Raw genomic sequence first — 15141 nt, 5'->3', positions numbered from 1 at the left:
TGCACAGAAGTCCCCAGTGAAAGGAACTGACGATTGGATGCAACTTCTGCATTAAAGCGCCGGTAAATGGCTGAACCCTAGGGTTACCCCTAGCGCCGACTAGCGAAAAAGTCTTTTAACTGTTCTCCGCACTCGTCCGCTAAAACCCCGCCAATAACTTCTACGCGATGATTCAGGCGGCTATCTCGCAAAACATCCCGCACAGAGCCAGCAGCACCCGCCTTATCATCCCAAGCGCCGAACACTACCCGCGAAACCCGGGCATTCACGATTGCCCCGGCACACATCGTGCACGGCTCCAGATTCACTACCAAAGTAGTATCTGACAAACGCCAGCTGCCACGCTTCCTCGCCGCCTGCCGCAAAGCCACAATCTCGGCGTGAGCAGTAGGGTCAAACGGGGAGACCTCCCGCTGGTTAAATCCGCGTCCGATAATTTCCCAATCCTCTAACTCGGGTTCTTCTGGAACCTCGAACACGCTATCACCTTGAGCTTTACCCGAGAAGCTGCTTGCAGATTTTACCCCTATCACGCCCTCATCCTCGAAGATATCCCCGTCGGAAGCATTAAGGGCTCCCGTTCCTCCTTCCCGAGGAGCGAGCACAAGCGCACCTACCGGGACATCCCCGCCCTCACCGGCAAGTGCTGCCAGCTGCATAGCTTGCCGAATAGCCCAATCGAATCGATGCACAATCCAAATTTAATAGAGAACAGCTACCTGGTTGAAACCTATGTACTTTTCCAGACAGAAACCCAAATAAGTGAGAGACTAACTATATGTTTGAAAGAGCCGGGCAGAAAGCCAAACCAGAAGATTTAATCAATGTCGATGACCTCCTAGCCGCCTACTATGACCTAGAGCCAGACCCTAGCGAGCCTAGCCAACGGGTAAGTTTCGGCACCTCGGGACACCGGGGCAGCGCCTTCGACCACGCATTCAACGAAGCTCATATCGTAGCTATCACCCAAGCAATCGTAGAGTATCGCCGCAACCAGGGAATTAACGGGCCGTTATTTATCGGACGCGACACTCACGCCCTCTCCGAACCTGCCCACCGCAGCGCCCTAGAGGTGCTGGTAGCTAACGGAGTGGACGTACGGATTGATTCGCGGAACTCCTACGTCCCCACCCCGGCGGTTTCCTTGGCTATTTTGCAGGCCAACGGAGCCCCTGGCGAGGTGCGCACCTCGGGTGCAGATGTGGCAGACGGGATTGTAATCACTCCTTCCCACAACCCTCCCCGCGACGGTGGCTTCAAATACAATCCCCCCACCGGTGGGCCAGCCGATGTAGACGCTACCGGCTGGATTGCCGACCGCGCTAACCAGATTCTTGAGGATGGCTGGCGGAATGTTCCCCGCTCTACTTTGTCAGATTTATCCCGAGCAGATTGCGTACACCCCCATGACTACCTGCGAGAATACGTAGATGCACTCCCCAGCGTAATTGACTTGGACGCGATTCGCTCTGCTGGCGTGCGCATTGGTGCCGATCCTCTAGGGGGCGCTTCAGTCGATTACTGGGGCATGATTGCAGAACGCCACGACCTGAACCTGACAGTGGTCAATCCCAATGTAGATCCCGCTTTCAGCTTCATGACTTTGGATTGGGATGGAAAGATCCGGATGGATTGCTCCTCGCCCAACGCGATGGCATCGCTGCGGCAAAAGATGGCTCCGGACGAGGACGGGATTACGCCTTTCGATATTGCGACCGGTAACGACGCGGATTCGGATCGCCACGGGATAGTTACCCCCGATGGGTTGATGAATCCCAACCACTACCTGGCAGTGGCGATTGAATACCTGTACACGCACCGCCCGCAGTGGGGCGAGGGTTGCGGGGTTGGTAAAACCTTAGTTTCTTCCTCGCTAATTGACCGGGTAGTAGCCCATATGGGGCGTAAATTGGTGGAAGTACCAGTGGGCTTTAAGTATTTCGTGCCGGGATTACTTTCGGGAACTATCGGTTTCGGAGGCGAGGAATCGGCCGGTGCCTCTTTCTTGCGCAAGGACGGGTCAGTATGGACTACCGATAAAGACGGCATTATTTTGGCGCTGCTAGCCTCGGAAATCCTGGCAGTCACTGGTTCTTCTCCCTCGCAGCTGCATCAGCAACAGGTGGAACGTTTCGGGGCTTCCAGTTATAAGCGTTTCGAGGCAGCGGCGACCCCAGAGCAGAAATCCAAGCTCAAGAAGCTTTCTTCCGAGGACGTAACCGCCCTGAAACTAGCCGGGGAGGATATCACCGACAAACTGGTGCGTGCCCCTGGTAATGACGCCGAAATCGGCGGGCTGAAAGTAGTCACTAAAGATGCCTGGTTCGCGGCTCGCCCCTCAGGTACCGAAGACATCTACAAGATTTACGCGGAATCCTTCCAGGGTGATGAGCACGTAGATAAAGTAATCTCCGAAGCGCAAGAGGTAGTAGGCGCCGCCCTAGCCTAGAATGCGTAATAGCTGAGGGCGCGGGCTAGGTTTTTCCTCCCGCACCGACATTAGGAATCCCGACATCAAGGGCGGTAATTACTTTTGTCTCCCGCCCAAAGAGCTTGGGCAACACCCAAGGTATTGCCCAAGCTCTTACGCCCGCCTAGCCTGATCGACAATAAGTAATCACCGCCCTTTACTGTTTGCCGCCACAAGTACCTAACCGACGTGAGGAACAGGTTATATCCGCGCCGAGTGACTGCGGGGGCGGGGGATAGATTTTATCCGAGTGGGCGCGGTGGGCCCAAGAATTCGGTAAATACCGCTGGTATTTACCGAATTCTTGGGCGGGAGGAAAAATCTATCCCCTGCCCCCACTACTACTAGCCTTCGTCCTTATTTACGGGAACGGAGCTGGCGGTTGGTGGTGGCAGTCGCGATAGCGGCGCGGGGGTCTTCCGGCCAAGGATGCTTGCGATACCTACCGCGCATTTCCGCACGCACCTGCGGATACACTTCATCCCAGAAATGATCCAAGTCGGTCACTAACGCCAGCGGACGTCCTGCTGGCGATAGCATCTCCATCGCCAGGTTCACCTTTCCGCCCAGGATTTTCGGCGTGGATTGCAGGCCAAAGAACTCTTGTAGTTTTGCTTGCACCCGGGGCGGACCGTTGGTTACCTCATCTGGATAAATGATAGCGGCGCGCCGGCCGGAAGGAACCAAAAACTCGCTAGGGGCTTCCCGCTCCAAACTGCGCCGTGATTCGTAGTCCAGCAGACCGTCTAGCCAGGCAGCTACCGGGGCATTAGTGGCATTTTTTCCATGTGCAAAATAACTGATCAATACCTGCCAGAAGCGGGGATTATCGTGTAAATCCTGGTCACCAACTTCCGGAACAGCAGGCAAATAGTGCGCCGCCCAGCGCAAGCGGGCACGTAAGTGACTGGCTTTAGGATTCCAAGATAGAAAATCTAGTCCCACTCGCTGATATTCGGCTTCTAGGAGGCGTTCAGGTTCCCGGATTTTCGCTTTCTGGCGCTGCAGAGGGATTTCTCCTAATAATCTTTCTTGCCACGCGCAGATTTTTCCGTCCCTAAATTCTTCAAAGGGTTTCTCTTGTACTAAATGTTTCCCCAGCTCTAAGGCTAATTCTTCAGTCAAAGGTGCGGCTAAACGAATTTGATCATTCCCTCCTTTGCGCACCCCGATTTCGGCAATCGCCAACCACTTACTAGTGGACAAAGAACTGTCATTGTCTAGGTGAGCCGCTCCCGAACCAGACAGTTGATACCCGCCAGCTTTGTTGGTTAACCGGCCTATTTGGTCAGGGAAAGCCATCGCCACCACTACCCCTACACCTAGATCTCCTGCAAAGTGTTGCAAACTAAGCGAAGACTGCGCTTCATGGCTGTTTACGCCGGTTCGTCCCAACTGATCTGTGGCTTTTAACAGCGAGTAATCAAAAGCGTCACTAATGAAATCCATTTTGTGATAGCGCCGCGCCAACGCCTCAAAACGGCTGCGCTCAGTGCGGTAGGTTTTATCTCCTTGACGTTCCGCACGCTGAATCGCTGCCCACAAATCACCGTTTGAACTGCGCAGATCTGCCTGTAAAGCCGCGACCACTTGGGCGGCGCGGCGCTCACCTACCAGACGTGCCCCCAAAATCAGGGCACGTGCCAGGCGCGGGTGAGCTGGAATTTGCACCAGCTGGCGCCCAAAAGCGGTAATCCGGCAGTTAGCATCTATAGCGCCGAGAGCCTGTAATTCCTTCTCCGCCTGCTGCCAGGCAGCAGGCGGAGGGGGAGTCGGCAGCGCCAGAACTTCCAGGTCAGTTTGCCCCCAATCTGCCAGCTGCAAATAGGTCTGCGCCAAATCACTGCACAAGATTTCCGGCTGAGTATCGGCTTCCATGCGCGCATAAGTTTGCTGGTCATAGGCCCGAATTACATATCCAGGTCCCAGGCGCGCGGCGCGGCCTGCACGCTGAGCTGCCGCGGCTCGCGAGCAACTCAAGGTGCTGAGTCCCCCCGCATTTCCGCGCAAGCGCCGACTGGGAACCCGCGATAATCCACTGTCAACCACTTGGCGAACCCCGGGAACAGTAAGCGCCGATTCTGCCACCGAAGTGGCCACAATAATCCGCCCCTCCCCCGGCTTCAGGGCGTCCTCGCTAACAGCAGAGGCGCCCTGGGACAGTACTTTTGTCTGCTCACGGGCAGATAACTGCCCGTGCAGGGTCATGATTCGCTGCGGTTGACTAGCGCGCGACCGCAAAGTAGCGGCAATCGCCTCTACATCTGCGATTGCGGGGGCAAACACTAAAGTGTCACCTTGAATACGACGGTTTAACGCCAGATCGGCCAAATAATCCCGAAACTCCCAAGAGGTTCCTCGTTCACTAATCCGGCGCACCCGCGCTGGCGGCGGTGCGAATACTTCCTGCAGGGGGAAAAGTTTGCCCTCCGCCTCTAAAACGGGGGTATCTTCCCCTAAGACCTGACGGAAAAGATCACTATTTAAAGTCGCCGACATCACCACTATCCGCAACTCCGGACGCAGCTGCCGTACTTCGCAGAGCAGAGCTAATAAGACATCAGTCTCTAATGATCGTTCGTGTACTTCATCAATGATTACCGTGCCAATACCAGAAACTTCTGGATCTGCCAGCAGGCGTCGCAAAAACAGGCCGGCAGTGACAAAATCTATGCGGGTATCACGGCTGCGAGTAGATTCTCCCCGGATCGAAAATGCCACTTTCGCGGCCAGATCACATTCATCTCGAGGCAATAAGGTCTGAAGATAGCTAGCCGCCGCTCGCGCAGCAACCCGGCGCGGTTCGGTCACGATTACCCCCGCTGCCTCGGCGCTAGTTTTTGCCCGCGCGTCCTCAAGAGCCCAGCAAAAAGGAGGAACCAAAGTAGTTTTCCCTGATCCCGGTGCTGCCGTAACAATTGCTTTTCCTACGGTCTCGAGGACGCCTTTCAGCTCCGGCAGTATACTAGTCGCCGGAAGCTCAGGGGCGAGGGCACCTGCCTGGGAAAGCGTGAACATACTTCTATTGTGCACCGTGGGAGAAAAAAGCCAATACTTCCGGCAGCGGTACAGCTAAGTAGGAAAGCTTACACAAAATAAGCACAATAGATACATGGGGTATAGCAGGCGAGGTAGACGCCGGTGGCGGCCAGGGAAGGGTTCTTGGGGAAACCGCATCATCGCCACCTTTATTCTTGCCCTGTTAGCCTGGGCTTTTATTCCGGGTTTAGGTCCAGATTTAGCCGGACTCTCCACCAAGGGAGCTCCCCAACTAACGCTTCCAGATTGGGGAAAAAGCGCGGATCAAATCCTCTCCGAATCGGTGCAAACCGATTTAGTCAAGGCAGTTGCCTCTTTACCTGAGGGCGAGTGGGAAAGCGCCTCCCCCTATCAGCGTTCCCAATTCGGGATCCGCTGGGCAGATGTTGATCGCAATGGTTGTGATACCCGGAACGATATTTTAAAACGTGACCTTTCACAGGTACACACCAAGCCTGGAACCCGTGACTGTGTAGTGGTTAGCGGAGAGTTTACCGAACCTTACACCGGCCGCTACCAGCAGTTTCACAAAGGTGCCCAAAGCTCCAGCAAGGTGCAAATAGATCACGTAGTCGCCCTGTCCAATGCGTGGAAAACCGGAGCTAGCCGGTGGGACTCTAAGACTCGTGAACAGTTCGCCAACGATCCGTTGAATCTGCTGGCGGTTGATGGAACGGCAAACCAAGATAAGAAAGATAAGGACTCTGCCAGTTGGCTACCCCCAAATAAAGGGTTTCAATGCCAATATGTTGCTTTACAGACCGCGATAAAACAAAAATGGAAACTGTGGGTTACTCCCGAAGAAAAGCGCGCAATGGCTTCGGTGGCGTCATCCTGCCCCGCGCAGCCCCTTCCCGCTGGTTAGCCTGGTTCGGTAATAGTCCGCGTACCTGCAGCTGTACCTGCAAGTTCGAGCCTGGCTCGGTAAAAGCACTCCGGGGACCCCATGACCTGCTACGCAGGTCAAGCCCCTCTAGTATCTTTTACCGGCCGCGGCTCGCACACCCACCGCACCTACTCGGATAAAATCTACCCCTGCGAACATACACTCCTGTCAATCCTCTCTCATATCTTTTACCGGCCGCGGCTCGCACACCCACCGCACCTACTCGGATAAAGCCTACCCCGGCGAATTTATATACCTGCTGGTTAAATCGCTGTTACGCGCGTGCTACAGCCGTACCCAAAGGAGCCGGTTTTTCCTCCCGCCCAAGAATTTGGGAAATACCCCAGGTATTTCCCAAATTCTTATGTCCGCCGCACCCACTCGGATAAAACCGGCTCCTCTGGGCATTAATCCCGATATCGGTGACTCCCTAACCGAGGGATCCCTGCGGGATCAAGTCGTGCAAGGGGTATAAAACCTTAATCCGGGTTGCTTAAGTTTTTTAATTGTTAATATACTTAACTACATGAATAATGCTGCGACATCTGCCAAGAGGCGCGAGAAGCTTATCGACCAACTCCTGTACGAACTGCACAGAATGGTGTTTGCTTCAAATGACCTGATTAACCGGTATTCCTCAAAAATGGGACTACACGGAAAAGACGGGGAAGCGCTACTACAAATCTGGCAAGCTGAACTGGCAGGGACTCCCCTCTCCCCCTCAGAATTAGCGCAGCAACTACACATTACTCGCGCGGCAGTCAGCTACTTGACTGATCGGCTAGTCGATTCTGGATACGTAAATCGCGAAACCAGCGATAACGACCGCCGTAAAACCATACTGCGTATCTCGGAACTAGGCGGGAAAATCGGACACGACTTTACTGCCCCTATGGAGGCTGGTCTCAGCGGCTTATTTGCCGAACGCAGTCAGAAAGAATTAACCATCTTTACCGAAATGCTGCGCGAGTTCGTGGAATCCGTAGACACCTCCCACCACCTAGAAGTTTAAGAGTCTCGCCAACAACCACTGGCTAAGTGAAGGATTAACATGAGCACCGAACTTAATTCCTCGAAAACCGAGGTAACAACAGAACCGAAAAAACCCTCTGAAACAGCCAAGGGGAAAGACGAGGACGCACCGGCCGACTTTACCGCTCCTAAGCGCTGGAAGCTCGTCCTCGTCCTCTACTTAGCAGGAATCGGCATGGGCGCCCTAGATATGGGGATCGTAAACCCGGCGCGTACAGTTATTCAAAACGGACTCGGAGTCGATGACAAAGTCGGGGTTTGGGTATTTACTATTTACACCCTCGCCTATGCGGCAGCGATTCCAGTAATCGGAAAAATCGCGGACATAATTGGCCGTAAACCAGTATACGTGCTGGCTATCGGACTATTTGGGCTTGGCTCCCTAGGATGCGGACTAGCACAAGACTTCTCCTCTCTAGGATTGCTGCTCGCTTCCCGCGCGATCCAAGCAATCGGAGGCGGCGGGATGATGCCGGTGGCAACGGCCGCAGTAGGAACCATTGTTCCTCCTTCCAAACGAGGAATGGCTCTGGGGCTGGTCGGCATGGTGTACGGCGTCGCCTCAGTATTCGGTGGTTCCGCAGGTTCTTTAGTTTTGGATATCGCCGGACAAGAAAACTGGCAATGGATCTTCTACATTAATGTTCCGATTGCTGTAATCGTAGTCGCCCTCGGAATTTGGTCACTGCCGCAAGAGAATCAAAGTTCAGATCGAAAACTAGACGTACCAGGCGTATTTATCCTGGTAATAATGATTACTGCCCTACTGTGGGCTTTTCAGAATCTCGACTTCACCAACATTAGCAAGTCGATCCAGAATCGTGACGTCTGGGTGGGATTACTGCTTTTCGTAATCTTACTGCCAGTATTTTGGGTGGCAGAAAAACGCGCCCGCGATCCCCTCATCGATTTCAAGTATTTCGGTACGATCAACGTAGGCTGCACCCTAATGTTTGGGGCAGTGTCTGGCATCTTAATGATGACCGTCATGTTCATCCCCCAATTCGCCGAAAATTGCATGCGTCTACCCTCAGGAGCCGGTGGTTACCCCACGATTATTATTGGCGTGGCCTCGGCAGTCGGCGCGCCTTTAAGTGGACGGCTAACTGACCGTTTCGGTCCTCGCGCAGTTCTAGGAGTTGGCGTAGTGATCTCCACGATCGCCGGATTTATGCTGATTTATTGGGCAAGCGCCCACCCAGGTATCCTTTCTAACTCAGTTTCCATTTTTGTGATGGGACTAGGACTAGGGTTCTTGATGGGCGCGCCGTTAACCTACCTAATCTTGCATTTGATTCCCGAGTCTGATGCTAATTCCGGACAAGCAACACTGTCTTTGATTCGCTCACTGGGCACCACTTTGGCTCCCGCGATCTTAGTAGGGTTGCTCGCCACCGCGATGGGAGGGCTTTCCGGTAAAATCATGGACGCGATGCCCGCGATGGAAATGCCGGCAATGCCCGCCATGACGGCGGAGGCACCTGAAGCTGACGGAAAGATGCCCGCAGTAATGCCTCCACAAGGGCAAGCAGAGAGGCAGACCATGCCTCCTAACGCGCAAACAAATGTTCCGGAGCAAAAGCCCAGTCCTAAAACAGACGCCCCCAAGACGAAAGCAGATATGGGATTCAAGATGTCCGATATGCCTGCTCCTCTGCAAGACAAAATTAAAACCGCCGATGTTACCAACATAGTAGATCGCAGTAAAGACATAGCGAACTATATGTTTGATCAACAAGAAGCCAAGATAAAAGCCCAGATGGGAACGGTGCCTCCAAGTGTGGAACAAATGCGAGCTAAATATCTAAAAGATATTGAGTCCCATCGCGAGCAGATAGAGACCGCATTCCAGATGGGGTTAAACGAAGGATTTACTCGCCTCTTCTGGTTCTATACCATTTTGTCGCTAGCTGGAATATTGCTCCTGGCAGGGTTGCCTTCTAAGCGTAAAATTGATGCCGCAATCAACCCGGATCCTGCTCGGTAACAGCACTCCATGTCCGGGTCTGGCTCGGTAAAAACCCCGATTGTTTCGGCGCGCAGAGGTGGGTTTTTCCTCCTGCCCAAGAATTCGAAAAATGCCCAAGAATTTTCCGAATTCTTATGCCCACCGCGCCTGCTCGGATAAAACCCACCCCTACGTGCCCACCGCACCCACTCGGATAAAATCTCCCCCTGCGGTATTTAGTTTTTCGCACACACTCTTTCCCCTCACCATCGCGCCTACTAACCGCCCTGCCCAAACTCCGATAAAAGCGCTCTCGTATGCATATGCGTACCTCAACATAGAGGGAAACCTGGGGTTGCGATAAAACCTGCTCCCTAAGAAGGAGATGGACTAGCTGCTAGGGGGACATCCGCAGGACTAATCCAGGAGTGGAAAAACTAGGGGGAAAAAGACAAAAATATAGGTATGCCCACAAGTTCTTTTGGCCCCGAAGTCCTCGAGCTCGCATTCCGAGCAGTAGATGTGACCGGAGTGTTTTGTGCCGCGATAATTGGAGCAAAACTTGCGCGGGAACGCCATTTCGATGCGGTCGGATTCGCCACCCTCGCGGTTATCTCCGCACTAGGGGGCGGGATGACTCGGGACGTACTGCTACAACAAATTCCGGTGGCATTCACCGACCCTTTTTATCTAGGGGGAGCCCTCCTGGGGGCGACAATGGCATTCTTTTGGCGCCTAGAAGCAAAATGGACAAACCGGCTGATAACGGTAGCCGACGCCCTCTGCCTCGGATGCTGGGCGGCCACCGGCGCTCAAAAAACTCTAGCCCTTGGACTTGGAATATTACCCGCACTAATGATGGGACTAACCACGGCCGTAGGCGGCAGCATCATCCGGGATGTGATGGTGGGAAAAATCCCCAAGATTTTTGGGGGAGCTAACCTTTATGCCACGCCTGCTGCGACCTCCGCAGTAATCATGGTGGTCTTCTTTAAACTGGGGATGCCAGTACTTGGAATGGCGCTTTCAATTATTACCGCCCTGGTGTTCGTGCTCTTATCTCAGTGGCGAGGCTGGGTACTTCCCGAGGCTCCGGACATTAGGATCACCCTCACTCCCCGTCAGCTTCGGCAGATTTTACGGTGGCGCGATAAAAATAACGCTCGAAAAACTACAGGTGCCGATGACTTGAGCAGTGAGGGGAACGGACATCCTGAAGATCCCGACTCCCGGGAGAATTCGGCTAACAGTCCAGCTACCGACAGCGGGATTTAAGCTGCTTAGAGCTGGGTGCCGATCCCTAACCCCAACAGATAGGTGGCTCCCGCGGCTCCATACCCAATCAAGAGCTGTCGCAATGCTTTCGGAGCCGGATTTACTCCCGACAACAGCCCCACAATTCCGCCCACGATCACTAGCGCCAAACCTACTAAAATCACGGCCACTACCGCACCTTGCAGGGGCGAGATTGGCAGCAAAAACGGGAAAAGCGGAATGAACGCTCCGATAGCGAAAAAAGTAAATGAAGAAATCGCTGCTTTCATACCGGTACCGATTTCTTCGTATTCCTGACTATTCGACTCTAAGTAGGCATGTCCACCTTTTCTAATCTTGGAAAAAGCGGCGACAGCCTTCCGGTCTGCAGTTTCGGCATCGTCTCCCCGTGCCCGAAACACTAACGCCAATTCGTTTTCATTCATATTCAACTTATCGATGGCGTGCTCGGACTCAGGGTCGGGCGAAGAAGAAGCCAAAAGTTCAGTTTGGGAGCGTACCGAAACGTACTCCCCTGCCCCCATGGACAACGCTCCCGAAAGCAATCCGGCCAAACCAGTAGCGATAATGGTGGTTTTAGAAACTCCAGTACCAAAAATACCCAAAATGAGGGCGCAGGTAGACACCAAGCCATCGTTGACGCCGAAAACCGCTGCTCGGAAACTACCCGAAATTGTGGCACGCTGGCGGGCTGCTAAGCCTCGCACCACCTCGGAATGAATTTTTTCATCCGCCACCATTTCCTTGGGAACATCCAGGTCAGCCTCATAGTCGTGACGCTGCTCTGCTCGCTGCATCATCGCCAACATAAAGATGGTTCCGAAAATCCGAGTGAAAAAATTGAGGAGGCGCGAACGCATGCTTGCCCGGGGGGTAGGAAGCGCATCCTCCCCTAATAGGTTTAACCAATACTGTTCGTGGCGTTCTTCGGCGATTGATAATTCTTGGAGAACTTCCCGTTCATCTCCGCTCCGCCGCCGTGCTAGGTAGCGGTAAGTATCAGCCTCTAGACGTTCTTCCGCGAGGTATTTGCGCCACCGCCGCAGTTGTTTTTTGGAAACTGCAGATACTTTACCTGGATCAGTATCTGCACTATTAACAACTGAGCCAGTCATTTTAGAGTCGGGAATCCGGTCCTTCAACGGTTATTTCCTCAATCTCTACATCTACAAATTCCGGTTCCGATTTACTGGCCGGCGTTACTCCAAAGATTCGTTCTTTGACCGCATCCGCAATCTTGTCGGTAACAGCTTCCCCTTGACGGCGAAAAATCTCGGAAGCTTTTTGCTTGGTGGCATCTCCTGCCCGGCGTACCTGGGGATTGGAAGTCACCGCGTTAACGGTTTTAGCTACCCCACCCTCTGGATTCTCACGAATTTCGCGGCGAACTAGCGCAATACCAGCACCAATACCGAGGACGGTCAACAGTTTTTTCCCCACGGTCAACACCTTTCATGTCGATTAGCCCAACTGTTAGCTATTCTATCTCACGGATCTATCACGGTCTTATGCGGAAATAGTAAAAGCTTTCCTTAAGTGATTTTTGTGTTTTTTCACAACATTTTTTATGCCTCACCGTTTACGGTGGATATATGAGTGAAATCAGCATCCCCACTTCTCGGGGGGTAACTTTGGCGGCCGACTTGGTAGTTCCAGTGGACGCCAGTAACCGCGCAGTGATTTTCGCGCATTCGTTTTTGCTTGATCGGCACGGTTTAGGATGGTTTGATGCCTTCGCAAAATCCTATCGCGCTGCTGGGTACAGTACTTTGCAATTAGATTTTTCGGGCTGCGGAAATAGCTCGGATGACGTGATCAGTTTGGAGAATCAGATCGAGGATCTAAAGGCAGCTTGCGGCTGGCTGTCTGAACGCGGTTTTGACCAACAGGTGCTGCATGCAGATGGGTCGGGTGCCTTGGTAGCGTTACGCGCCGTGCCAGACAAAGTACAGGCGCTAGTATTAACCGCCCCGATTCTCGGTCCCGCCGAGGTTCCTTGGGAGGACGTTTTCTCTTCCTCCCAACTAGCTGAATTAGAGCGGGTAGGGCATACTCGGATTCCTAATGACCAAGGTGAGGGTCGGTCTTATTTTGTAATTGGCAAACGCACCCTGGCGGAACTAACCATGGTCGACACCGAGAAGTTACTGCACGATATTGCGCTCCCAGCTTTATTTGTAGTAGACCCCCAAACCTTGGCTTCCCAGTGGTTTGCGCCCCTAATTGAGGATCCTCAAGCGCTGCTACCTCCCAATTGCGAATTACTGTTCCTAGAAAAGCTCAGCCTTTACGGACAACTTCCTGCCAACTACCGCAAACCTGATGGCAGTTTCGCGAATGCGGAAAAAGTTGATTTTCTACGTGACCAGATAGTCGCTTGGGTTAGTCGCCTAGTCCCACCTGCAGATCACTAAGTTAACAAACAATAACTTACATTTTACTGCCACTACCAGCGCTTTTAGCTTCCAGAAACTTCTTGGGAAAAATAGAGAAATCGTTCAGGAACCGTTTTGAACTGCAGTCTTTACCAAACGTAGAGGCTACTTCCAGGTTCGTTTATATTCCCTTCCAGGAACGTAGCTTAGAGTTAATACCAGCAATAAGGATTGAGCGTATTGATATCTCCTTATTTGCTTGAGATGGGGAACAAAAGTGGGGGCGGATTCCAAAGGAATCCGCCCCCACTCTCTGTCTGCAAGACTCTCTACCCTCCCCCAGTTTCCGTAGGGAGGAGGCTAGTAGCGTGAGCCTGGTTTATCGTTTCCGACTCACCCGCGCTCTGCTAGTGGCAGCCATACCCGCTAAAAGGCAAACCAAAGCGATGCGTAAAGCACTACTTCCTGCTGCTCCAGTTGGTGGCATCTGCTGCTTATCACCGCGGGACGGGGAATTTGAATTCTCCTGTTTGCCCGGCTTGTCCTGTTTATCTGGTTGATTCGGCGCGGACTCTTCCTCCACAGTTATTTTCGCGGTGGCAGATACGCTTTCCCCATTCATATCAGTCAAGGTGAACTTAACTTCGTAGGTGCCCGGTTTAGCCGGATCAAAGTTGCCTTTTTCAATCTCTACCTTATCTGCGAGGTCAGCCCCGTCCTCTTCATCAAAAGCCTTGGTAATAAGGGAACGTAAATCCAGCTCATCACCAGCGGTAATAGTGGCATCTTTGACCTCTAAGACGGGTGGGGTGTTCTCGCCATACACGGGGTAGACCGCCATATCCGCCATAACTACAGTCTCGGCGTTGAAAGATTGTCCGCTGCCATCTGCCTTGGTATTCCATTCTTTGAAAACCTGCCCTGCCGGAGCAGCCGGAGCAGCAGGGAGCTTCTTCGGTAGGCAAGTCTTGCCATCACTTAGGCAGTTACCCGCGAGGGAATGTCGGTAATAGACCTGCTGGGTAGCCAAAACTTCGGGATCCTTACCTTCTTCAGGCGCGCCCTTATAGAAGGTAACTGCAGGAATCTTTTGATCCAACATCACCGTAAAGACACTGGAAGACTTAAATTTAGCCTTAGTATTTACCTGGTCAACGCCCTCCCAGTACCGCAAATAACTAAAACCTTCATGGAATTCTAGCGCGGAGATCGGAGCGGCCTTGTCCTTGTAGTAGAAATAATACTGGCTAGGCATGTAACCTTCGGCAGCAAGTTTATCTGCTTCTGCTGAGGTAGGCAGTACCACCTTTCCATCTTGATCGATGGGCTTGAGCACATAGTCACTGCCGGCTTTATATTTCGGATTAAGCCCGGTGATCTTTCCCTTCGCATCTACCGCAAAAAGATCCTTGGCAATTTCCGGGTTTTTCGCATAAGCAATGTTCACCACGTCCATGTGGAAGCGGGTTTCCGCAATCGGGTTAACATTGCCCGCAGCATTAGTCGCGGACTGTGAATCTTGGGGCACCGTCATCATGTCAGTTTTCCCGCCTGTAGCCTCCGGGTACCCAGATTTTTGAGCCGTGAACCACGAGTGATAGCCAGCTGGCAGGGTGGAGGGATCTACCTTTACGGTATAGGTTTTACCTTGCGGATACGGCCCTAAGTATTTTGCACCTCCCCAGCGCTTGTTATCTCCAACCGTACCCTTGGTAGTTTCGATTAGTTTTCCACCCTGGTCATAGACCTGGAAAGCAACGTTTTTCCAAACTTCCAAGACCTGTCCTGTAGGGGGTCCACCGTAAACATTGAGAGAGCGTCCTACCCCGATAGTTTCCTCTGGTTTGGCGAACACTTCCTTGCCACCGGATTTAAGAAATATTTCCGGCAGGATTTCGATCCGCACGGATTTATCGGAGGTACTATCTTCGGCGTTAGCACTTGGCACTTGTGTGACCGCCAGTAACCCCATCCCCACTAATAGCAACGGCGCGATCAGGAAACTGATCACTCTTTCCATAGTTTTTGGCATTATCCCTATCTCTCCACTTGAAACGTTGATCAATATAAATCGGTACGGACTTATACCTTTTTATGATAGGCGATTCGGCGCGGA

General features: G+C 52.8%; 11 protein-coding genes. 6 read left to right on the top strand and 5 right to left on the bottom strand.

The window, feature by feature from the left end; all coding sequences use genetic code 11:
* Positions 1-89: 89 nt before the first annotated feature.
* A complete protein-coding gene (locus ACZ5BI_RS01305) occupies positions 90-692 on the bottom strand; it encodes a nucleoside deaminase (protein ID WP_464896451.1) in 603 nt (200 codons plus the stop codon).
* Positions 693-778: 86 nt separating this feature from the next.
* On the opposite strand from ACZ5BI_RS01305, the gene pgm reads away from it, so the two are divergent.
* A complete protein-coding gene (pgm, locus tag ACZ5BI_RS01300) occupies positions 779-2449 on the top strand; it encodes a phosphoglucomutase (alpha-D-glucose-1,6-bisphosphate-dependent) (RefSeq protein ID WP_464896450.1) in 1671 nt (556 codons plus the stop codon).
* Between the two features lie 378 nt (positions 2450-2827).
* Here the strand turns inward: pgm and hrpB are convergent, their stop codons facing one another.
* On the bottom strand, positions 2828-5488 hold the full coding sequence (gene hrpB, locus ACZ5BI_RS01295) for an ATP-dependent helicase HrpB (RefSeq protein WP_464896449.1): 2661 nt from the start codon (positions 5486-5488) through the stop codon (positions 2828-2830).
* 94 nt (positions 5489-5582) lie between these two features.
* Between hrpB and ACZ5BI_RS01290 the strand changes: the two genes are divergently transcribed.
* From ACZ5BI_RS01290 to ACZ5BI_RS01275, 4 genes are all read left to right on the top strand, one after another.
* Positions 5583-6374: an HNH endonuclease family protein gene (locus ACZ5BI_RS01290; RefSeq protein ID WP_316694730.1), complete on the top strand. Its 792-nt coding sequence runs from the start codon at positions 5583-5585 to the stop codon at positions 6372-6374.
* A gap of 547 nt (positions 6375-6921) precedes the next feature.
* Positions 6922-7407 carry a MarR family winged helix-turn-helix transcriptional regulator gene (locus tag ACZ5BI_RS01285; protein WP_464896448.1) on the top strand — a complete coding sequence of 162 codons (486 nt, stop codon included), beginning with the start codon at positions 6922-6924 and terminating at the stop codon, positions 7405-7407.
* A 39-nt stretch (positions 7408-7446) separates the two neighbouring features.
* Complete coding sequence (locus ACZ5BI_RS01280; protein WP_464896447.1) at positions 7447-9414, top strand: MFS transporter; 1968 nt, start codon at positions 7447-7449, stop codon at positions 9412-9414.
* 426 nt (positions 9415-9840) lie between these two features.
* Complete coding sequence (locus tag ACZ5BI_RS01275) at positions 9841-10650, top strand: trimeric intracellular cation channel family protein (protein WP_464896446.1); 810 nt, start codon at positions 9841-9843, stop codon at positions 10648-10650.
* Between the two features lie 5 nt (positions 10651-10655).
* Here ACZ5BI_RS01275 and ACZ5BI_RS01270 read toward each other — a convergent pair whose 3' ends face one another.
* A complete protein-coding gene (locus ACZ5BI_RS01270; RefSeq protein ID WP_464896445.1) occupies positions 10656-11765 on the bottom strand; it encodes a VIT1/CCC1 transporter family protein in 1110 nt (369 codons plus the stop codon).
* A 1-nt stretch (position 11766) separates the two neighbouring features.
* Positions 11767-12090, bottom strand: coding sequence for a YtxH domain-containing protein (locus tag ACZ5BI_RS01265; protein WP_278606129.1), 324 nt, complete (start codon positions 12088-12090; stop codon positions 11767-11769).
* Positions 12091-12242: 152 nt separating this feature from the next.
* On the opposite strand from ACZ5BI_RS01265, the gene ACZ5BI_RS01260 reads away from it, so the two are divergent.
* Positions 12243-13064, top strand: coding sequence for an alpha/beta hydrolase (locus ACZ5BI_RS01260; RefSeq protein WP_464896444.1), 822 nt, complete (start codon positions 12243-12245; stop codon positions 13062-13064).
* Between the two features lie 340 nt (positions 13065-13404).
* Here ACZ5BI_RS01260 and ACZ5BI_RS01255 read toward each other — a convergent pair whose 3' ends face one another.
* Positions 13405-15057: a bacterial Ig-like domain-containing protein gene (locus ACZ5BI_RS01255; protein ID WP_464896443.1), complete on the bottom strand. Its 1653-nt coding sequence runs from the start codon at positions 15055-15057 to the stop codon at positions 13405-13407.
* Positions 15058-15141 lie beyond the last annotated feature (84 nt).

The organism is Varibaculum sp. GTC20041 (genome assembly GCF_055387755.1).
Note: the sequence above shows the minus strand (reverse complement) of the source record. Positions and strands in the feature narration are given on the sequence as shown.